Source organism: Vibrio comitans, from assembly GCA_024346835.1.
GTDB classification, from domain to species: Bacteria; Pseudomonadota; Gammaproteobacteria; order Enterobacterales; family Vibrionaceae; genus Vibrio; species Vibrio comitans.
On sequence record AP024866.1, the window covers coordinates 1,120,852 to 1,141,485 of the forward strand.

General features: G+C 45.2%; 16 protein-coding genes. 11 read left to right on the forward strand and 5 right to left on the reverse strand.

What is annotated here, in order from left to right; all coding sequences use genetic code 11:
• Positions 1-6 precede the first annotated feature (6 nt).
• Genes mukF through mukB form a run of 3 tightly spaced genes read left to right on the forward strand, consistent with a single transcriptional unit; the run spans position 7 to position 6,483 of the window.
• Positions 7-1,359 (forward strand): chromosome partition protein MukF, encoded by a 1,353-nt coding sequence (gene mukF / locus OCU46_RS05170; protein WP_167495415.1) that lies wholly within the window; start codon positions 7-9, stop codon positions 1,357-1,359.
• Complete coding sequence (mukE, locus tag OCU46_RS05175; RefSeq protein ID WP_167495416.1) at positions 1,340-2,032, forward strand: chromosome partition protein MukE; 693 nt, start codon at positions 1,340-1,342, stop codon at positions 2,030-2,032. The genes mukF and mukE overlap by 20 nt, the downstream gene beginning before the upstream one ends.
• The gene (gene mukB, locus OCU46_RS05180; protein ID WP_141272211.1) at positions 2,029-6,483 is read left to right on the forward strand and encodes a chromosome partition protein MukB; all 4,455 of its coding nucleotides are present in this window, start codon (positions 2,029-2,031) and stop codon (positions 6,481-6,483) included. Before mukE ends, mukB begins: the two co-directional genes overlap by 4 nt.
• 490 nt (positions 6,484-6,973) lie before the next feature.
• On the opposite strand, the gene OCU46_RS05185 is transcribed toward mukB, so the two are convergent.
• Positions 6,974-7,807 carry an NAD-dependent epimerase/dehydratase family protein gene (locus OCU46_RS05185; protein ID WP_141272212.1) on the reverse strand — a complete coding sequence of 278 codons (834 nt, stop codon included), beginning with the start codon at positions 7,805-7,807 and terminating at the stop codon, positions 6,974-6,976.
• Positions 7,808-7,809: 2 nt separating this feature from the next.
• Positions 7,810-8,043 (reverse strand): TIGR02647 family protein, encoded by a 234-nt coding sequence (locus OCU46_RS05190; protein WP_141272213.1) that lies wholly within the window; start codon positions 8,041-8,043, stop codon positions 7,810-7,812.
• Positions 8,044-8,572: 529 nt separating this feature from the next.
• On the opposite strand from OCU46_RS05190, the gene torE reads away from it, so the two are divergent.
• Genes torE through torA form a run of 3 tightly spaced genes read left to right on the forward strand, consistent with a single transcriptional unit; the run spans position 8,573 to position 12,461 of the window.
• Positions 8,573-8,749: a trimethylamine N-oxide reductase system protein TorE gene (gene torE / locus OCU46_RS05195; protein ID WP_141272214.1), complete on the forward strand. Its 177-nt coding sequence runs from the start codon at positions 8,573-8,575 to the stop codon at positions 8,747-8,749.
• A 42-nt stretch (positions 8,750-8,791) separates the two neighbouring features.
• Entirely contained in the window at positions 8,792-9,976 is a 1,185-nt protein-coding gene (gene torC, locus OCU46_RS05200) for a pentaheme c-type cytochrome TorC (protein WP_141272215.1), read from the forward strand.
• A 19-nt stretch (positions 9,977-9,995) separates the two neighbouring features.
• Positions 9,996-12,461, forward strand: a complete 2,466-nt coding sequence (gene torA, locus OCU46_RS05205; protein WP_141272216.1) for a trimethylamine-N-oxide reductase TorA — start codon at positions 9,996-9,998, stop codon at positions 12,459-12,461.
• A 91-nt stretch (positions 12,462-12,552) separates the two neighbouring features.
• Here torA and OCU46_RS05210 read toward each other — a convergent pair whose 3' ends face one another.
• Positions 12,553-12,996: a hypothetical protein gene (locus OCU46_RS05210; RefSeq protein WP_141272217.1), complete on the reverse strand. Its 444-nt coding sequence runs from the start codon at positions 12,994-12,996 to the stop codon at positions 12,553-12,555.
• A gap of 316 nt (positions 12,997-13,312) precedes the next feature.
• Here OCU46_RS05210 and OCU46_RS05215 point away from each other — a divergent pair, with 316 nt between their 5' ends.
• Positions 13,313-13,741 (forward strand): glycine zipper domain-containing protein, encoded by a 429-nt coding sequence (locus OCU46_RS05215; RefSeq protein WP_371858848.1) that lies wholly within the window; start codon positions 13,313-13,315, stop codon positions 13,739-13,741.
• Positions 13,742-14,144: 403 nt separating this feature from the next.
• Here OCU46_RS05215 and OCU46_RS05220 read toward each other — a convergent pair whose 3' ends face one another.
• Together OCU46_RS05220 and cmoA are read right to left on the reverse strand one after the other, a co-directional pair.
• Entirely contained in the window at positions 14,145-15,140 is a 996-nt protein-coding gene (locus OCU46_RS05220; protein WP_141272218.1) for a ligand-gated ion channel, read from the reverse strand.
• A gap of 61 nt (positions 15,141-15,201) precedes the next feature.
• Complete coding sequence (gene cmoA, locus OCU46_RS05225) at positions 15,202-15,927, reverse strand: carboxy-S-adenosyl-L-methionine synthase CmoA (protein WP_141272219.1); 726 nt, start codon at positions 15,925-15,927, stop codon at positions 15,202-15,204.
• 267 nt (positions 15,928-16,194) lie between these two features.
• Between cmoA and aspS the strand changes: the two genes are divergently transcribed.
• The 4 genes from aspS to ruvB all read left to right on the forward strand — a co-directional run bounded on the left by aspS (position 16,195) and on the right by ruvB (position 20,470).
• Complete coding sequence (aspS, locus tag OCU46_RS05230; RefSeq protein ID WP_141272220.1) at positions 16,195-17,970, forward strand: aspartate--tRNA ligase; 1,776 nt, start codon at positions 16,195-16,197, stop codon at positions 17,968-17,970.
• 71 nt (positions 17,971-18,041) lie between these two features.
• Complete coding sequence (gene ruvC, locus OCU46_RS05235; RefSeq protein ID WP_141272221.1) at positions 18,042-18,563, forward strand: crossover junction endodeoxyribonuclease RuvC; 522 nt, start codon at positions 18,042-18,044, stop codon at positions 18,561-18,563.
• Positions 18,564-18,841: 278 nt separating this feature from the next.
• Positions 18,842-19,456 carry a Holliday junction branch migration protein RuvA gene (ruvA, locus tag OCU46_RS05240; protein ID WP_017027645.1) on the forward strand — a complete coding sequence of 205 codons (615 nt, stop codon included), beginning with the start codon at positions 18,842-18,844 and terminating at the stop codon, positions 19,454-19,456.
• Positions 19,457-19,459: 3 nt separating this feature from the next.
• On the forward strand, positions 19,460-20,470 hold the full coding sequence (ruvB, locus tag OCU46_RS05245; RefSeq protein ID WP_141272222.1) for a Holliday junction branch migration DNA helicase RuvB: 1,011 nt from the start codon (positions 19,460-19,462) through the stop codon (positions 20,468-20,470).
• The last annotated feature ends 164 nt before the right edge of the window (positions 20,471-20,634 follow it).

Sequence of the window (20,634 nt, forward strand, 5' to 3'; positions counted from 1 at the left end):
AACTGGATGAGTCAACTCTCCCAAGAAGGGCAACAAAACGATCAAGTCACAGTAGATGAGTTGGTCGGGTGGGTTAAACAACACGATTTCTCCCTTAATTTAAGTAGCGAACACTTGAGCTTTTTGGTCGGTATCGCCCTGTTAAGTCAAGAGCGTTTTGATGAAGAACTGGGTGAAGGCGAACTGCACGATGCATTTGCCATTGTGCAGCGCGAATTTAATGGCACCGAAAGCTCCGGAAATGCAGCGTTCAAAGCCAATAATGCGATTAACAGCTTAGTGGCACAAAGACTCCTCAGTCGATTTACCAGTGAAGGACAAGAGGGCAGTAGCATCTACCGCCTGTCACCTTTGGCTGTGGGTATTTCTGAGTATTACTTGAGGCATCGCCAATTTTCTAAGCTGAAGCTATCCATTCAGCTGACCCTCGCCGGTAAAGAGCTAACCAATGTTGTTAACATTGCCGAAGAAGAGCCAAGCTCTGAGGGCTGGCGCCGAGATGTGTATGGCACGCTTAAGTTTTCGGTGGCTGAGATTTTTGATCAAATTGACCTTAACCAAAGGGTCATGGATGAAGAGCAAGGCCAAGTAAAAACGCAAATAGCGGAACTATTGAATCAAGATTGGCGCGAGGCCATCAGTCAATGTGAACACTTGCTATCTGCTACCTCTAACACCCTAACAGAACTGCAATCCTCCTTGCAGGCGGCCGGCGACGAGTTGCAATCTCAGTTATTGACCCTACAACAAGTTGTGTATGGCAATGAAGAGTTGGACTACATCGATGCGGTGCTGTTTAGCTTGCAGGTAAAACTCGACCGAATCATTAGTTGGGGTCAACAATCCATCGATCTATGGATTGGGTATGACCGCCACGTACATAAATTTATTCGTACCGCTATCGATATGGATAAAAACCGCGCCTTTAGCCAAAGACTTCGCCAGTCCATTCAAGATTTTGGATCGAGCTCATGGTTGCTCACTTTTGCGGATGCAGAACGCCTACGGGATCTAAGAGATGAATCTATGGTGCTTAAGAATGATGAAGCACTAGGCGAACTGCCACCAGAGGTGGAGTACCAAGAGATGCTACAGGTAACGAATGAGTTAGCTGAGCAGGTTAAGGGTATGCTGAAAAATCATAAAAACCAGGGAGCGAAAATCGACCTCGGTGAGGTACTGCGCAATTATCTTGCCACTCACCCACAAGCGAGCCATTTTGATTTGGCTCGAATGGTAGTCGACCAAGCAGTGCGCTTGGGTTACTCAGAACAAGACTACGCGGCCATTCAGCCAGATTGGCAGTCGATTAACGAATATGGTGCAAAGGTACAAGCAAATGTCATCAACAAATTCTGATACTTATATGCCAGAGAACCTGGCACGAGCGATTGCAAATCCGCTTTTTCCAGCCTTGGATAGCTTGCTTCGCTCTGGTCGTCACATTACGCAAGACGACATGGATAATCACGCACTATTGAGTGATTTTGAAACTGACTTGATGCTGTTCTATCAGCGTTACAACACGGAACTGGTTCGCGCTCCGGAAGGCTTCTTCTACCTGCGCCCTCGTTCAACAACATTGATCAACCGTAGCGTACTATCAGAATTAGACATGCTGGTGGGCAAGGTATTGTGTTTCTTGTATCTAAGTCCTGAGCGCTTGGCTCAAGAAGGCATCTTCAGCAATCAAGAGATGTTTGAAGAATTGCTGTCTATTGCCGATCACAAGACGCTGATGAAGTTTGTGACCAATAAGGCAACCGGTACCGATCTGGACAAAGAAAAACTGTACGACAAGGTTCGCACCTCTCTGCGCCGTTTGAAGCGTCTAGGGATGCTTCTACCGATTGGTGAGGGCGATAAATTCCGCATCAGTGAAGCGGTATTCCGTTTTGGTGCTGATGTTCGTGTTGGTGACGATGTTCAGCAAGCACAAATGCGTTTAATTAGAGATGGTGAAGCCGTACCTTCAGAAGAAGTGCAGCAAGGAACCCTGCTAGATGAGTCTGAGAGTGAGGAACAAGCATGATTGAGAGAGGAAAATATCAGTCGCTGACGATGGTGAACTGGAACGGCTTCTTCGCGCGTACCTTTGACATCGATGGCCTTGTGACCACACTTTCGGGCGGTAACGGTGCGGGTAAGTCGACCACTATGGCGGCATTTATTACCACCTTGATTCCAGATCAAAGCTTACTTCACTTTAGAAACACCACAGAAGCGGGTAGCTCGCAAGCCTCTCGAGACAAAGGCTTGTACGGTAAGTTGCAGCCGGGCGTGTGTTATTCAGCATTAGAAGTTGTGAATTCTCGAAATCAGCGTCTGGTATTTGCGGTTAAGTTGCAGCAGATAGCGGGCCGAGATAAGAAAGTTGATATCAAGCCCTTTGTGATTCAAGGACTGCCGAGTTCAATCAAGGCAGCGCAGTTGTTTATCGAGACCGTAAACGAAACTCAGGCTAAGGTTTGCCAGTTAAATGAGGTGAAAGAGCGTGTTGCTCAAATAGAGGGTGCTCAATTTAAGGCCTTCAACTCTATTACTGATTACCATGCACAGATGTTTGATTTTGGTGTTGTGCCAAAGAAACTGCGCAACTCAAGTGACCGATCGAAGTTCTATCGCCTGATTGAAGCATCGTTGTACGGTGGTATCTCAAGCACTATCACTCGTTCTTTACGTGACTACCTATTACCACAAAATGGTGGTGTTAAAAAAGCATTCCAAGATATGGAATCGGCGCTGCGTGAAAACCGCATCACCCTAGAAGCGATTAAAAACACCCAAGCAGATCGTGATCTATTCAAGCATCTACTTACTGAATCGACTAACTACGTGGCTGCAGATTACATGCGCCATGCAAATCAGCGTCGTTCAAAGCTAGAAGCGACCTTAGGTTTACGAGCTGAGCTGTTTAGCAACCGCCAACAAATCATTGATAACAATGCTTTACTTAATACCACTCAGCAGCAACTTGAGGCAGTGTTGGAAGAGCACTCTGCGCTAGAGCAAGACCATCAGTCGGCTATTGATTACTTACAGTTAGTTCAAAATGCACTTCAGCAGCAACAAAAAATTGCCCGCTATGAAGAAGACTTGATTGAGCTCAGTGAACGTCTTGAAGAGCAAATCATGGTGGTGGAAGAGGCTCAAGAAGCCCTTATCATGGCAGAAGAGCAAAGTGAGCTTACAGAGCAAGAGGTGGATAGCCTTAAATCTCAGCTTGCTGATTACCAACAAGCACTTGATGTGCAGCAGACCCGCGCTTTGCAATACCAACAAGCGATTAAAGCTCTTGAAGACACTCGTGCGCTGTGTGACTTAGACATTGAGTCTGTTGAGCAGATCCCAGCATTAATTGCAGAGCTAACGGCGCAGCAGCAACAGCAAACGCAGCAAATTCTATCGCTAAAGCACAAGCTAGATATTAATTCTGCAGGTGTTGAGCAGTTCAACCAAGCCTTTGAACTGGTTAAGCGTCTTGATCCTAGCTGCGAACGCAGTGGCGCAGCAGCCTTTGCCAAGAATGCATTGGCAAAAGCGGTGAGCGCGCACAATGACGCGCAGCAATTGACTCATTGGCAGTCACAAAAACAAGATCTGACCAAAGCGGTAGCCAAGCAGCAAGCCGCTCGCTCATTGGTGAGCGATTATCAGCAGCAATTTGCTACCTTGCTTGTTGATGATGCGGATCTTGAAGTGGAGTATGAGCGTCAATCTCAAGCTATTGAGATGGCAGAGCAAAACATTGAATCGGGTCGAGAAAACCTGATAGAGATGCGCCGCAATGAACAGCAAATCAACTCTGAGATCCAACGCTTCGAATCCATCGCACCTTCTTGGATTAAGGCCAATGATGCACTAACTCAGCTAAGTGACCAAACTGACGCTGAGCTTAATGATGCGCAGTCGGTGATGGCTTCAATGCAGTTGGTATTGGAGTCTGAGAAAGCCTTACTATCAAATAAGGATGCGTTGGCGATTCGTCGTACTCAAGTCGAGAAAGAAATTGAAGCATTAGGCGCACCGGGCGGTGCAAATGACGCTCGTCTTAAGGCATTGGCCGATAGCTTAGGCGGTGTGCTTCTTTCTGAGATTTACGATGACATCACCTTAGAAGATGCGCCTTACTTCAGCGCTATGTATGGTCCAGCTCGTCACGCTATCGTCGTATCGGACATGAGCGGTGTGAAAGAGCGTCTAGTCGAGTTTGATGATTGCCCTGATGACGTATATATCCTTGAGGGCGATGTAGATGCCTTTGATGATAGCCAGTTTGAGGTAGAAGAGTTTGAAGGGGCTGTGTGTGTTCAGGTTAGTGAACAGCAGCTGCGTTTCTCTCGCTTCCCTAAGGTACCTTTATTTGGTCGAGCAGCCCGCGAATCTCGCTTAGAGACACTTCGCGAAGAGCGCGATCAACTTATTGAAGACTACGCTAAAGCCTCTTTTGATGCGCAAAAAGCACAGCGTTTGTACCAATCATACAATGACTTCGTGGCAAATCACGCCCAAGTGGCATTTGAAGACGATCCAGAGCAAAGCATTAGCTCTTTGCGCAGCCAGCGCAGTACTCTGATTGAAAAACTATCATCACTGCAATCTGCAGAAGCCGAGCACAAAGCTGTGCTCGCTAAAGCCAAGAAAGCACTATCTGCACTGGATAAGATTGCGCCGTCTCTGCACCTACTCGAAGATGAGTCGCTGAGCGAGCGTCTAGAGGAAGTAGAGCAAAAACTAGAGCTGTTATCAGAGAGCAAGCGTTACCTTGACCAGTTTGGTCAAACGCTACAAAAGCTTGAACCGATTGCTAATGCACTAGAGGCTGATCCTGAGCAGTTTGATGCTATTCAGGCGGAATATGAGGCCTTAGACCAAGCACTTCAGCTCAATAAACAAAAGACCTTTGCATTGTCGAATGTATTGGGGCGAAAAGCACACTTTGCTTATTCAGACTCAGTGAAACTGCTAGATAAAAGCAGTGAGCTCAGTGAGCAACTGAAGCTGAAGCTTGCTAGTGCAGAACAAGAAAAAGATCGTGCTCGCGAAGGCTTTAAACAGGCTCAGCAACAGTTCCAGCAGTATAATCAGCTACTGGCTACATTGAAGAGTTCGCATCAAGCAAAATCGGAAACGGTCCAAGAATTCCGCCAAGAGTTAACAGATGCGGGCATTACTCTAGATGAGGGCATCCTTGAGCGTGCGCAAACGCGTAAAGAAAGCTTACATCAACGTATTGAAACCTCTCGCACCGCTCAATCGCAGATGCAAAAGACGCTGACAGCGACAGAAATGGAGCTTCGAACATCCACTAAGGCACTTAAGAAGCAGCAGAAAGAGTACTCAGAGCTTCGTACCTTCGTTGTGACGGCAAAAGCGGGTTGGTGTTCAGTGCTCAAGCTTGCAAGAGAGCATGATGTTGAACGCAGGCTGCACAAGCGTGAACTGGCGTACCTTTCAGAGGGTGAGCTCCGTTCTATGTCAGATAAATCCTTGGGTGCGCTTCGCTTAGCTGTAGCTAACGAGGATGACCTACGCGACTCACTGCGTGCATCGGAAGATACTGCGTATCCAGAGCGTAAGGTTCTGTTCTATATTGCGGTCTACCAGTACTTAAGAGAGCGTATTCGTCAGGACATCATCCACACTGACGATCCTGTAGAAGCTATCGAAGAGATGGAAGTGGAGCTTGCGCGTCTGACTGAAGAGTTGAATCAGCGTGAAAACCGCTTAGCGATCAGCTCGGAGTCGGTGGCAAGTATTATTAAGAAAACTATCCAGCGTGAGCAAAACCGTATTCGTATCTTGAACCAAGGTTTGTCGAACATTCACTTTGGTCAGGTTAAGGGGGTGCGACTTAATGTTCAGATCCGTGAAAGTCACGAAATCTTGCTAAGCAGCTTGGCTTGCCCTGATAAAACGCATCAGCAACTGTTTGATAACTCAAGACTGACCTTCTCCGAAGCCATGGCTAAGCTATTCCAACGTGTGAATCCTCACATCGACATGGGACAGCGCTCACCACAGGTAATGGGTGAAGAACTGTTGGATTACCGTAACTACCTAGAAATGGGTGTTGAGGTAAACCGTGGCTCAGAGGGCTGGTTACAGGCGGAGTCGGGTGCACTATCTACGGGTGAGGCGATCGGTACCGGTCAATCTATCTTGTTGATGGTTGTTCAGAGCTGGGAAGAAGAATCTCGACGCTTACGTAGCAAGGATATTGTTCCGTGTCGTCTATTGTTCTTGGATGAAGCAGCGCGTCTTGATGCGAAGTCTATTGCAACCCTGTTCGAGCTGTGTGATCGCTTGAATATGCAATTGTTGATTGCTGCTCCTGAAAACATCAGCCCTGAGAAGGGGACCACCTATAAGCTAGTCCGTAAGGTATTCAAAGACCACGAACACGTACATGTGGTTGGCCTGCGCGGCTTTGGTCAACAATCGGTAGGCTCAGAGCCTATTGATGAAGCTGAGGTGGTTTAGATTTAGCGGAGGTTGTGCGCTCTAAGATCCTGGATAAGTTCTGCGAACTTTCCAGGATGACGTTGCTTTGAGGCGATACTCAACGCTTAAGATCGTCATGCGGTGATACGGGGTTGGCCTGCGCGGCTTTGGTCAACTATCGGTGGGCTCGGAGCCTATTGATGAGGCTGAGGTGGTTTAGATTTAGCGGGGAGTGCGCTCTAAGGTCCTGGATAAGTTCTGCGAACTTTCCAGGATGACGCTGCTTCAAGACGATACTTAACGCTTAACATCGTCATACTGGAAGCCACTAAAGTGGCTATCCAGTATCTTAGATACAGCCCATGTCAGCAAAAACTAAACACCCGTCATACTGGAAGCCACAAAGTGGCTATCCAGTATCTTAGATACAGCCCATGTCAGCAAAACCCAAACACCCGTCATACTGGAAATCACAAAGTGATTATCCAGTATCTTAGCGAGTGCCCAACCTAGTATATTTTCAAACCCTCTACAGCAAATCAAACGTATGCTGATAGTGGTATTGATACCCCAACTTTACCGACTTCGAACTATCAATTCGCTTATCCGGCGTATCAATAACCTCAGGCAAGGTAATATCAAGATCTCTTGATTCAATCGCAGCTTGATAAAACTGCGCTTTGTCACAAGTGCTGGGTGTCGAGGCGTTGATGATGCCGTGGTTGATATAATTCATCGCAAACTCAACCACACCTACCGCATCAACGCGATGCAGCATGTTTGCAGGAGAATTGCGACTCACCGAGCGCAATCGCGTTGCAAAGCGCGAAGGGTGGCGTATCTCATCGACTAATCCACTGCAGCGGATCACCACAGAATCCATCCCACAATCAATAACCCTTTGCTCTGCTTGCAACAGTGCAAGGCTTTTATCGGAAAACTCATTATTGCCAAGCGCTAACTCTAGGCTAGCATCTTCCTCTTTCATATCTTTAGATTCAGAAGGGTAGACCGCAGTTGAGCTAATCATTATGACTTTGTTAGCACCACCTTGTTTTGCTGCTTCGCAGATTTGTTGCCAGTTATTGGCATAACTGTCCCAATCGGGAGTAGTACTGCGTCTAAAGCCTGGAGTGATGCACCCTATAACCACCTCTATCTGCGATTGCTCAATGAGTGAGGCTAGGGACTGCGTGGAAGGTAAGGGAAGTTGTAATTGGTGAGCAGATAAACCCAGTTCAAGGCTTTCTTTAGTGCTCTCATGACTGGAATTTGTTACGTGAACCGTATGATTCGAGGCGCTAAGCTGTTTGGCTAATGGGCGGCCAAGCCAGCCTGCGCCTATAATTAAGACAGCAGTCATAGTTAGTGACTAAGTGCTCTCAATACTTTTTCGGCGTGCTCTGCAATTTCAATGCCTTCGTCTGTTAGATAGCCGCCATCACTGAGAGTACATAAACCTTTATCGAAAAGTCTTTTGACGGCCAGTTGTATATGTTCTTCTGCGTCGCTGTGTACTTTGATACCTGTTGCAGCACTGCTTAAATCGAATTGAAGAAGTAGATTAAGTTCATCGATCAATAGTTGGTTGAATTTCATGCTTTTTCCTTTTTGATACTTTCTTCCACAGTAGGACTGGAATAGCAGTGAATCAACAACAAACAGTAAAAAACGTTATCTATATCCTACGCTCGCTCAATTGTTCATCACTAAAGAGCATTCTGACGGAAATTTAAAAGAAATGTCATTGTCGCGTAAAAAAAGTCAAATTTAACATTGACTCTTTGTCAGCCCAGATAGGACAAGACTTTACACTTTTTATCCACAATTATTGTGGATAACCGCCCTAGAAACCTGCAAAGAGCAGTGTTTAAAAATCCATCAAACAACACAGTAAAGTAAATTAAATTAGTTATTTACATTTACTTTCAATTTAAGTTGCGTCAAATTGCGCGCTTTAAAAATTTCATTAGTGATCCGGTTGCGTATTCAAGCTGTGAATAACTCTTTTTGATAGGGAATATCATTAGCAACAACTGGATAGATCAAGGAAATGGTCTAAGTTTTTAGTATTGGCTCACCGTGGTATCGCTGTGGTGAATGAATAACAACAATCAAGGCAATGTGTATGAGTGATATGAATAATATCCAAGAAGAAGAGAAACGTTCGCTTGAGTGGAAAGCGTTTCTTTTCATTGCAGTCGTTCTATTCCCAATCTTAAGCGTAGTGTTTGTAGGTGGGTATGGTTTTGTCGTCTGGATGCTTCAAGTATTTGTATGGGGGCCACCTGGCGTTCATGGCTAAGCAAGTTGCAATTCAGAAAACTGATTTAAGAGCGAGAGTAAGATGAAGTCACTAATCGTCAAATTATGGAAAACGATGGGGCGCCCAGCAAAACACATAAGTTTAGGCGTGCTCACCCTAGGCGGCTTTTTAGCCGGGGTTATGTTTTGGGGCGGATTTAACACCGCTTTGGAAGCGACCAACACTGAAGAGTTTTGTATTAGCTGCCACACTATGCGTGACAACGTATACGAAGAACTCCAAACAACGGTTCACTGGAAAAACCATTCTGGTGTTCGTGCAACCTGCCCAGATTGTCACGTTCCTCATGAATGGACTGCGAAGATAGCGCGTAAGATCCAAGCTTCTAAAGAAGTGTATGCCCAGATTTTTGGGGACTTAGATACCCCAGAGAAATTTGAAGCACGTCGCTTTGAGCTAGCTCGTCATGAGTGGGATCGTTTCTCTGCTAACCAATCTTTGGAATGTAAAAACTGTCACAACTACGATTCAATGGATTACGAGTTGATGTCTCCAACGGCTCGAATTCAGATGAAACAAGCGGCTGAACGTGATCAAAGCTGTTTGGATTGTCACAAAGGTATCGCTCACAAACTGCCTGAAAATATGGATACCTCTGGTGGTATGGTCGGTGAGCTAGAACAGATAGCGCACTCAACCTCTTATTCTAAAGACTCCTCTTATGTGTCTGTTCGCCACCTTCCTCTATATGAAGACAAAGACCTTTCTGTTGAAGCTGGTCTATTGAACCCTGCATCTCAGATTAAGGTTCTTCAAGTCACTGACAAAGCTTTGCAGGTTGAGATTAGTGGCTGGCGTAAAGACAAAGGCTTTGGTCGAGTGATTCAAGAAGACTTTGGTATGAATATCGCCGTGGGCTCCCTTCTTAAAGAGGCAGCACAAAGTGATGCTATTGTGCAAAGCTTTGAAGAAAAAGAAGATGAGCTAACCGGTTTACCATGGAGCCGAGTTGTTGCAACAGTTTGGATGAAACCAGAAGCACTAGTACAAGGCTACGAGCCAATTTGGGAGCGTGCGGGTGAGTCATACACCGTTAACTGCTCAACCTGTCATACACAGCCAGCTCCAGCACACTTCAGTGCTAACGCTTGGCCGGGAATGTTCAATGGTATGTCAGCATTCGTAAACCTAGATACTGATAGTGAAGCGTTGGTATTGAAATACCTACAGAAACATTCATCTGATTTCTCAGATGAGCATCACTAATTCTGGACGGAGAGAAATAATGTCATTATCAAGAAGAAGCTTTCTGAAAGGTTTAGGGGCATCAGGTGCTGCAGCATCAGTGATTGGTCCAAGCTTATTAGTATCAAGCTCCGCTAGCGCCGCTTCAGAAACAGAAGGTGTATGGAAGACGTCGGGATCTCACTGGGGCGCTTTTCGTGCTCGAGTGTGGGCCGGTAAGGTTCAAGAGATAAAGCCACTAGAAGTGGATAAATACCCGACTGAGATGCTAAATGGTATCAAGGGTATTATCTACAGCCCATCACGTATCCGTTATCCAATGGTTCGCTTAGATTGGTTGAAGAAACATAAGTACGCGACAGATACGCGCGGTAATAACCGCTTTGTTCGCGTGACATGGGATGAGGCCCTGGATCTTTTCTATCGAGAGCTTGAACGTATTCAAAAAGACTACGGTCCTTGGGCGCTACATGCAGGTCAAACAGGTTGGCGTCAAACAGGCCAAATGCACAGCTGTAACAACCACATGCAGCGTGCTATTGGTTTGCATGGCTATTCGGTGAAGAAAGTAGGGGATTACTCTACTGGTGCTGGTCAAACGATATTGCCATATGTGCTTGGTTCTACTGAGGTGTATGCGCAAGGTACTTCTTGGGAGCTTATCCTAGAGAACAGTGACAACATCATTATCTGGGCAAATGATCCAGTTAAGAACCTTCAGGTAGGTTGGACCTGTGAAACCCATGAGTCGTTTGAGTATCTTGAGCAACTAAAAGAGAAGGTCGCGAAGAAAGAGATCAATGTGATCTCGGTGGATCCGGTGAAAAACAAGACTCAGCAATACCTTGGCAATGAGCATTTGTATGTGAATCCACAAACAGATGTGGCCTTCATGTTAGGTATGGCTCATACCCTGTATAAAGAAGAGCTGTACGACAAGAAATTTATCGAACTGTACTGTCTCGGCTTCAATGAGTTTGTTCCTTATATGATGGGTGAAACCAAAGATAAGGTTGAGAAAACACCTGAGTGGGCAGCAGAAATCTGTGGTGTGCCTGCAGATAAGATTCGTGAATTTGCTCGTATGCTAGTGAGCGGCCGTACTCAAATCTTGTTTGGGTGGTGTATACAGCGTCAAGAGCATGGTGAGCAACCTTACTGGATGGGAGCAGTATTGGCCTCTATGATTGGCCAAATTGGCTTGCCAGGCGGCGGTGTATCTTATGGCCACCATTACTCTGGTATTGGCGTTTCCTCTACAGGCTTTGGCGCGCCAGGCTCTTACCCTCTAAACATCGATACCGGCCAAGAGCCTAAGTACACCAACAAGGACTTCAACGGTTATAGCAGCGTTATCCCCGTTGCCCGTTGGATTGATTGTTTGCTAGAACCTGGTAAGAAAATTCAAGCCAATGGTAGTGAGGTCACCCTTCCTGCTTACAAAATGATGGTGATTAGTGGTAACAACCCTTGGCATCACCACCAAGATCGTAACAATATGAAGAAGGCGTTTAAAAACCTTCAAACCATGGTGACCATTGATTTTGCTTGGACAGCGACTTGTCGATTCTCAGATATCGTTCTGCCAGCTTGTACTCAGTTTGAGCGCAATGATATTGACGGCTATGGTGCATACTCAGGTCGTGGTCTCGTTGCCATGCATAAGCTAGTAGACCCATTATTCCAGTCTAAAACTGACTTTGACATCATGACAGAGCTTACCGCTCGCTGGGGCCGTGAAAAGGACTACACGCGCGGTATGTCAGAAATGGAATGGGTGAAGAGTCTATATGATGGCTGTAAGGCATCTAACCCTAAGTTCAACCTGCCAGAGTTTGAAGAATTCTGGGAGAAAGGCTTCCTGGACTTTGGTAAGGGGCAACCATGGACTCGTCACGCCGATTTCCGTGAAGACCCAGAGATTAGTGCGCTAGGTACCCCATCGGGCTTTATAGAGATCACCAGCCGTACAATTGGGCGTTATGGCTACGAACATTGCCAAGAACACCCAATGTGGTTTGAAAAATCAGAGCGCTCCCACGGCGGACCAGGTTCTGATAAACATCCGTTCTGGCTACAGTCTTGTCACCCTGATAAACGTCTTCACTCACAGATGTGTGAATCTGAAGAGTTCCGCGCAACATATGCGGTACAGGGACGTGAACCTTGCTACCTAAATCCTAATGATGCGAAAGCAAAAGGCATTAAAGATGGTGATTTGATTCGCGTGTTTAATGATCGCGGACAGCTTCTTGCTGGGGCAGTGGTAAGTGACCACTACCCAGAGGGTGTGATTCGAATTGAAGAAGGGGCATGGTATGGACCACTCAATGAGAAGATTGGCGCAATAGATACTTATGGCGATCCAAACACCCTAACTCAAGACATCCCATCATCAGAGTTGGCACAGGCAACATCAGCCAATACGTGTTTGGTGAATATCGAGAAGTTCAAAGGCGAAGTACCTCCAGTGACTGCCTTTGGTGGGCCATTAGAGGTTTCTTAACCTCTCATGATTGAAACAAAAACCACCGATTAATCTCGGTGGTTTTTTTATGCCCATGGTGACGGATAAACAAATAATCCTAGTTGGTAGATTAGTAACTAAGAGTAGCTTCTTGAGTATCAATGAGTAGTTGGTTAGCTTGGTCAACTACATTTTGGTACATAGACTCATCTGGATACACCATCCACTCACCGTCTGTTGGGTGTGTTACCCAAACGTAGTTTTCGGTGATTTCATACTCAATCCAGCCAATATCGGTTTTGTGATTGAGTACATCCATTGAGTGACCGAGGGTGTATGTGTGAGTGTACGATGCAACGTGAATTAACTCATTAGATTCATCAACTGTAAACTCAATCGTGTCATTACATTCGTTATAAGTAAGCATGTATGTAGTAGTGACATCCATTACCGCTATTTCCATTTCAGTATTTACTGAACAGTGCTCCGGCTCTTCTGTTGTTGAGGAAGATGACGAAGAACCACAGCCAATAAGTGATGTAGTAATAAGTGTTGCTAGCAAAACTTTTTTCATGGTCGGTATCTTATATTGTTGAATGCTATTTTTTTTGCGTAATAGGTACGAATTGTGTGGAATTCTATTGCATGCGAAATATACTGTCAACGTGTGAGAAGCAATTTTATTCAGAAACGAACAGCCGTGAGCATTCTTTGGCAATAAAATGAAATCACACTAAGAATCATTCAGTGTTTTTTTGCCTCATGATTAAGGATTAAGGCCTGACGGTGTGATTTGTTTTACTTATGGTTGCAATACTTAGAGCTAATTTCTCTATTGCTTTAGCTAGCTGTATCTTACGCTCAATTTAAATTGTTGATGAGTTCAGAAAATGAAATCAAGCCTAATGAAAATGAGCAGTGTATTAAGTATCGCGATGTTAGTGGGGTGCTCATCTCCTGCTTTTGATGCTGAGAATGAAAACGCTGCTCGTAACCGAGGTGCGGCAGGTGGTGCTCTTGTTGGAGCAACACTAGGAGCGCTAACTGGCGAACCAGAATTGGCGGTCATGGGGGCTGTTGCTGGTGGCGTGACCGGAGGTGTTGCCGGTTCTATGAAAGACTTAGAAGACTCTCGCTCAGCAGATCGAAATGAAGTGCTTGCTGATGGCATCAGTCAGGATAACCGTAGCGATGCCGAAAAGAGACTTGCTGAGCTAGAAGCTGAAATCCGAATCAAAGAGCTAGAAGCTAAACTGGCTGAGTATGAGGAAGCGGAATTAGCAGACCACGATGAAGTGGAAGAGTTGCCTGCGAGTTAACAACTTTTTGTAACAAAAGTACTTTATACTAAAACCACCAACTTATACTTGGTGGTTTTTTTGTACCTGCTATTTAACGAGTCAAATTTCAGGCAAAAAAAAAGCCGACCACGAAAAAACGTGCGATCGGCTTGTATTCTTGTGAACAAAAAACTACGTTCACTAACAACGTCAGTTGGCTAGGTGATCCTTGGCTTAAAAGGATCACTCCTACTAATGCAGTATGCGTGCCAACTTTTGAATTTATTTATTAAGCCTTTGTTATATAAGGATTAAGTTTTAAATTTTCACTTTATTCGCAAATTGCATTTTCATATTGCAATGATTTTTGTATTTTTGCATATGTGTGTCTGTGCATATTTTAGGCATGCAGTTTGAAAGCACCTTCATCATACTTCTGAGATTAGACAAAGATTCTAAATACCAAGGTTTCAAGTGCCACAATGCCGAACAGGGCAGGAAACGCAATTCGAGAAATAATGTCCAACCTGTGGGCAAGCTCCAATTTACCCTCCTTTGCTAGCGCAGACGTTGCAATGCACTGTAGAAGGCTGGCAAACACCAAAATAGTCGATGCCAAAATAAAATAGTCTAGGCTGGTTAAATAAGGCAGACGAGGCAAGATAGTGTCTGCGGAAAAGCGGTAGGCAATCAAAGTTAACATAGAGGTTATTGCGATACCTACATTACTGGCGACATTGAGTGGGTCCATCCAAAACACCGCCCAAGACATAGCAACAATTAATGCTAACGGTAGGATCATCTTTAGGATGTAGTAACTGCTAAGTCGCTCTGCAACAAAGCCGTAATTGATACCTGCGACATTGATGGTGTCGTTTTCATAAGGTCGATAGGCTTTAGTTTCAGAAAACCAGTCTAGGATACGCCAGTCCGCCAGAGACAAACTTTTCGCAATACCTGAGAATTCTTCTATATCCACCATTTTAATTTCATCAGGAGTGTATCCAGGCGCGACTAAATGGAAGTTGAAGTCTTGAGTATCAAACGGAAAGCGGTTCAAACGCATTGCCTGTGAATATCCCCCCCAACTTGCGACTAAGAACGATACTTGACCTTCAGGAGTTATGGTGACGCTATCTTTGTTGTGAAAGAAGATCTTTTGCTGACTAACGATCTGAAACTGAGGGTGCCAAACCTCTTCTAGATCTTTGGTAATAGGTTCGGGGCCAGGGTGAGCTTCACGGCTGTCTAGCCAGCTCAAGCGATAGAAAAGGCGAATATCAAAGCTTTGTGACGAGGTATCAATGCCATCTACGTCAGCAACGAATAGGGCGGTGTTTACTTTTAAGGGAAGGTCACCAGGAGGTAAACCCTTTGAGGCGAACGCAGCAGGAACTATACAAAATAGCGTTAATAAAAAAATCCCAATCGTTCGCATCGGCAGTCGCTCCATCAACTTGATCTTCAAATTATAGAGCGATTACCGTGTAACGTCGGATTTACTTGATAGCGAACATGGATCCGAAGTTAAAACATTGGAACCAAACTTCACTGCTGCTAAAGCCAATGTCAGCAAATCTCTGTTTATGAGTTTCAATCTTGTCAGGAAGCATAACGTTTTCGATAGCGCTACGTTTCTGGCTAATTTCTAGCTCGCTGTATCCATTGGCGCGTTTGAAATCATGATGCAAATCGATAAGCAGTTCATGAGAGGTGTGATCTTCAAAGATGAACTTTTCAGATAGGATTAAGATGCCACCTGGTAGCAACCCTTTGTAGATTTTTTCAAGAAGCGCCTGACGGTCATCTGGAGATAAGAACTGCAACGTGAAATTCAAGACCACAACAGAGGCGTTTTCAATTACGATTTCACGAATATCCGCTTCGCGAACGTCAACAGGGGTTTTCGCTTTATAAGCATTGATGTGCAATTTACAGCGTTCCACCATGGCAGAAGAGTTATCTACCGCAATGATATTGCAGTTATCCGTGGTGATGTTACGGCGCATAGACAAGGTAGCAGCTCCAAGGGAACAACCAAGGTCATAGAGATTCGACCCTTCTGTGGCAAAGCGCTCAGCTAACATGCCAATCGCCGATATGATATTACTGTATCCAGGTACAGAACGTTGAATCATATCTGGGAACACTTCTGCTACGCGTTCATCGAAGGTAAAGTCGCCAATCTTTTCGATTGGAGCGGAAAAAATCTTATCTGTGCTCATTGGGATCTGGGTGTGTAAGTAATGACAAGCGTAAGTTTAGAGAAAAGGCACCGAGCTGTCATTAATCTAGCTCAATTGCATTTAAGCTTGTTGTTTTTCCCTTTGTTTGCTCAAAAACAGAGCAAAGCCAACCTTTCAAGCATAAAAAGTTGCTTTGACTGTCGATTTTAAGGCTATTTCCGAGTATAAATGTCGGTTAATTGCGTCGAGATCTTATTGTCTCGATAGAACCTTATTAGTAATTAGAAAAGAGTCGGGAAATTCAATATGCGTAGCCATTATTGTGGTCAACTGAACAAGTCCCTAGCAGGACAAACTGTAGAACTTTGCGGTTGGGTAAACCGTCGCCGTGATCTAGGCGGTCTTATTTTTATCGATATGCGAGATCGTGAAGGTATCGTTCAAGTAGTTGTTGACCCAGAGATGGCAGAAGCTACTGCCGTGGCAAACGAATTACGTAACGAATTCTGCATCAAGCTAACGGGTGAAGTTCGCGTTCGTCCTGACAGCCAAGTTAATAAAGACATGGCGACTGGTGAAGTAGAAATCATCGCTAAAGGTCTAGAAATCATCAACCGCTCAGACGTGTTGCCACTGGATTTCAACCAAAATAACTCTGAAGAGCAGCGTCTAAAATATCGTTACATCGACCTGCGCCGTCCTGAGATGAGCGACCGCATTAAACTACGTGCAAAAGCGTCTAGCTTTGTTCGTCGTTTCCTAGATGACAACGATTTCCTAGATATTGAAACCCCTGTTCTGACTAAAGCAACACCAGAAGGCGCACGTGATTACTTGGTACCAAGCCGTGTTCACAAAGGTAACTTTTACGCGCTTCCACAGTCTCCTCAGTTGTTCAAACAGCTGCTGATGATGTCTGGTTTTGACCGTTACTACCAAATCGTTAAATGCTTCCGTGATGAAGATTTGCGTGCGGACCGTCAACCTGAATTTACTCAGATTGATATTGAGACTTCATTCATGTCTGCGGATCAAGTGCGTGCAACCACAGAGAAAATGGTTCACGACATGTGGCAAGAGCTACTGAACGTAGACCTTGGTGAGTTCCCAGTAATGCCATTCGCAGAGGCAATCCGTCGCTTTGGTTCTGATAAGCCAGATCTACGTAACCCTCTTGAGCTGGTTGACGTTGCTGACATCCTTAAAGATGTTGAATTCAAGGTATTTGCAGGTCCTGCAAATGACGAAAAAGGTCGTGTAGCAGTGCTTCGTGTACCAGGTGGCGCTAAGCTCACTCGTAAGCAAATCGATGGCTACGCAGAGTTCGTTGGTATCTACGGTGCTAAAGGTTTGGCATGGATGAAGGTAAACGATCGTGCAGCAGGCATGGAAGGTATCCAATCTCCAGTGGCTAAATTCCTAAACGAAGACGTGATCAACGGTATTCTTGAGCGCACAGGCGCTGAGAGTGGCGATATCATCCTATTTGGTGCGGATAAAGCTAACGTAGTTTCAGAAGCGATGGGCGCACTGCGTCTTAAAGTAGGTACTGATTTAGAGTTAACAGATCTAGCTGCATGGAAACCACTTTGGGTTGTTGATTTCCCAATGTTTGAAGAAGATGGCGAAGGTAAACTGCACGCGATGCACCACCCGTTCACATCTCCTCTTGGTGTAACAGCAGAAGAGCTAAAAGCAAACCCAGCAGCGGCAAACTCTAATGCATACGACATGGTTATCAACGGCTACGAAGTTGGTGGCGGTTCTGTACGTATTCATAATGCAGAGATGCAAGCAGCGGTGTTTGACATCCTAGGTATTGACGCTGAAGAGCAGCAACTTAAGTTTGGTTTCTTGTTAGAAGCACTTAAGTACGGCACGCCTCCACACGCAGGTTTGGCATTCGGTCTTGACCGTCTAGTGATGCTGCTATGTGGCACAGAGAATATCCGTGACGTAATTGCATTCCCTAAAACGACCAATGCATCTTGTCTACTAACGGACGCTCCTAGCCTTGCAAACCCAGCTGCGCTAGAAGAGCTTTCTATTGCAGTGAATATTGCGAAGAAAGAAAGCGAATAACATTCGCATCTAACTAGTCTAAACTCCCGCTTATATCGCGGGAGTTTTTGTTTGAGGGATAGAAAACATCAATGACGATTATTTTAGGAATAGATCCAGGCTCTAGAATCACCGGATATGGGGTTATTCGTCAAAATGGCAGGCACTTATATTATCTAGGCAGCGGTTGCATCCGCATGTCAGAAAAAGAATTGCCAGGTCGGCTAAAACAAATTTACGCAGGCGTGAGCGAAATTATCACTCAGTTTCAACCAGACGTATTTGCCATCGAACAAGTCTTTATGTCAAAAAATGCAGATTCCGCATTAAAGCTAGGGCAGGCTAGAGGCAGTGCAATTGTTGCAGCGGTGAATGCTGATCTAGAGGTGCATGAGTACGCCGCTAGGCTTATCAAGCAAGCGGTAGTAGGCACTGGCGGAGCAGACAAAGCCCAGGTGCAACACATGGTTCAACAAATGCTTAAGCTTCCGGCGAAGCCTCAAGCCGATGCTGCCGATGCATTAGGCGTAGCAATATGTCATGCCAACACCAACAAAACGCTGGTGGCACTTGCAGGAAGAGCAACCTCAGCACGACGCGGTCGATATCGTTAAATGTACTGTTAGTTGTCAGGTTACAGCTTTAAGCCGTTAGTTTTCACTCATTCACTGTCATTGCCGAGATCTTTTCTGGGCCGGCACCCCGGTTAGCAGTCTTGTACTTTGTGCGTCCTAAGATTCCCGCTAAAAGCATGCGGGAATGACGTTTTTCAGCTACTCGATCACACCATAGAGTTTTTCACTCAAATACAGCTATTTGTCCGGAGTACTGGCTATCCGTCCAGTTATTTATTATCATCAATAACATTGTAAACAGTGATTGGAAATAGACAGTGATTGGACGCTTACGTGGAACCCTTATCGAAAAACAGCCCCCAGAACTTTTAATTGAGGTAGGTGGGATTGGCTACGAAGTACAGATGCCGATGAGTTGTTTTTATGAGCTGCCGGAAATTGGCCAAGAAGCGATTATTTATACTCACTTCGTGGTGCGAGAAGACGCGCAGCTTTTGTATGGTTTCAATAGCGTGAATGAGCGTGCTCTATTCCGTGAAGTGATTAAAGCCAATGGCGTGGGTCCTAAATTGGGCTTGGGTATCTTATCTGGTATGACGGCGGGTCAATTTGTTAGCTGTGTTGAAAACGAAGATATATCGACGCTTGTTAAGCTACCAGGTGTAGGTAAGAAAACAGCCGAGCGCTTAGTGGTCGAGATGAAAGATCGTCTTAAAGGCTGGGGCGCTGGAGATCTGTTTACTCCTGCCACTGATGCCGCGCCAATGGATAAAGGGCTGTCTAGCGACGAAAGCGCCATTGATGAAGCAGTAAGTGCACTACTGGCGCTGGGTTACAAGCCGCAATTGGCCTCAAAAGCTATCTCACAAATTGCCAAGCCTGATATGACTAGCGAATCCCTGATCAAAGAAGCCCTAAGAGCGATGGTGTAATCGATGATTGAAGCTGACCGACTCATTGCACCGGAAAATCCTACCTTTAGAGACGAAGAAGCGATAGATCGCGCGATTCGTCCTAAGAAGCTTGAAGATTATCAAGGTCAAGATCACGTGCGTGGTCAGATGGAGATTTTCATTAAAGCCGCTCAAATGCGCAATGAAGCTTTGGATCATTTGCTTATCTTCGGCCCTCCTGGCTTAGGTAAAACCACGCTGGCTAATATTGTGGCCAATGAGATGGGTGTGAACATCCGCACTACCTCAGGGCCTGTACTAGAAAAGGCCGGCGATTTGGCAGCACTTCTCACAAACCTTGAAGAAAACGATGTGTTGTTTATTGATGAAATACACCGTTTGAGCCCTATGGTAGAAGAGGTGCTATATCCAGCAATGGAAGATTACCAACTAGACATCATGATAGGTGAGGGCCCTGCGGCGCGCTCTATTAAGATTGACCTTCCTCCCTTTACTCTGATTGGTGCAACCACACGAGCGGGTTCCTTAACTTCGCCTCTGCGAGATCGCTTTGGTATTACCCAGCGCCTTGAGTATTACAAAATTGAAGATCTACAACACATTGTTCAGCGCAGTGCTGATTGCTTGAATTTATCGATGGAAGAAGAGGGCGCTCTTGAGGTAGCAAGGCGTGCTCGCGGTACCCCACGTATTGCTAACCGTTTACTAAGGCGAGTACGAGATTACGCTGAAGTGAAGGGAGATGGACATATCGATTCAGACATCGCCGATAAAGCGTTGGACATGTTAGATGTCGATAGCCTTGGTTTTGATTATATGGACCGCAAATTACTGCTGGCTATTATTGAAAAGTTTAACGGCGGACCTGTCGGGCTCGATAATATGGCTGCAGCCATCGGTGAGGAAAAAGATACAATTGAAGATGTACTTGAGCCTTATTTAATTCAGCAAGGTTACTTGCAAAGAACACCTCGAGGCCGAATTGTTACAGATCGAGCCTACTTACATTTTGGATTTGATCTAAAAGATTGATGAATAGTTAAAGGGGTGTAACGCCCCTTTTATTTGTCTGACAATAACCCCACCAACTTCTTAACCTTGCTTACATATTGCTCTCTTTCTGCTCAATAAAAGACCTATCTCAATTCATTATTCTTGATTCAAATCAAGGAAACTTTCTGAAATAAAGCCTTTGA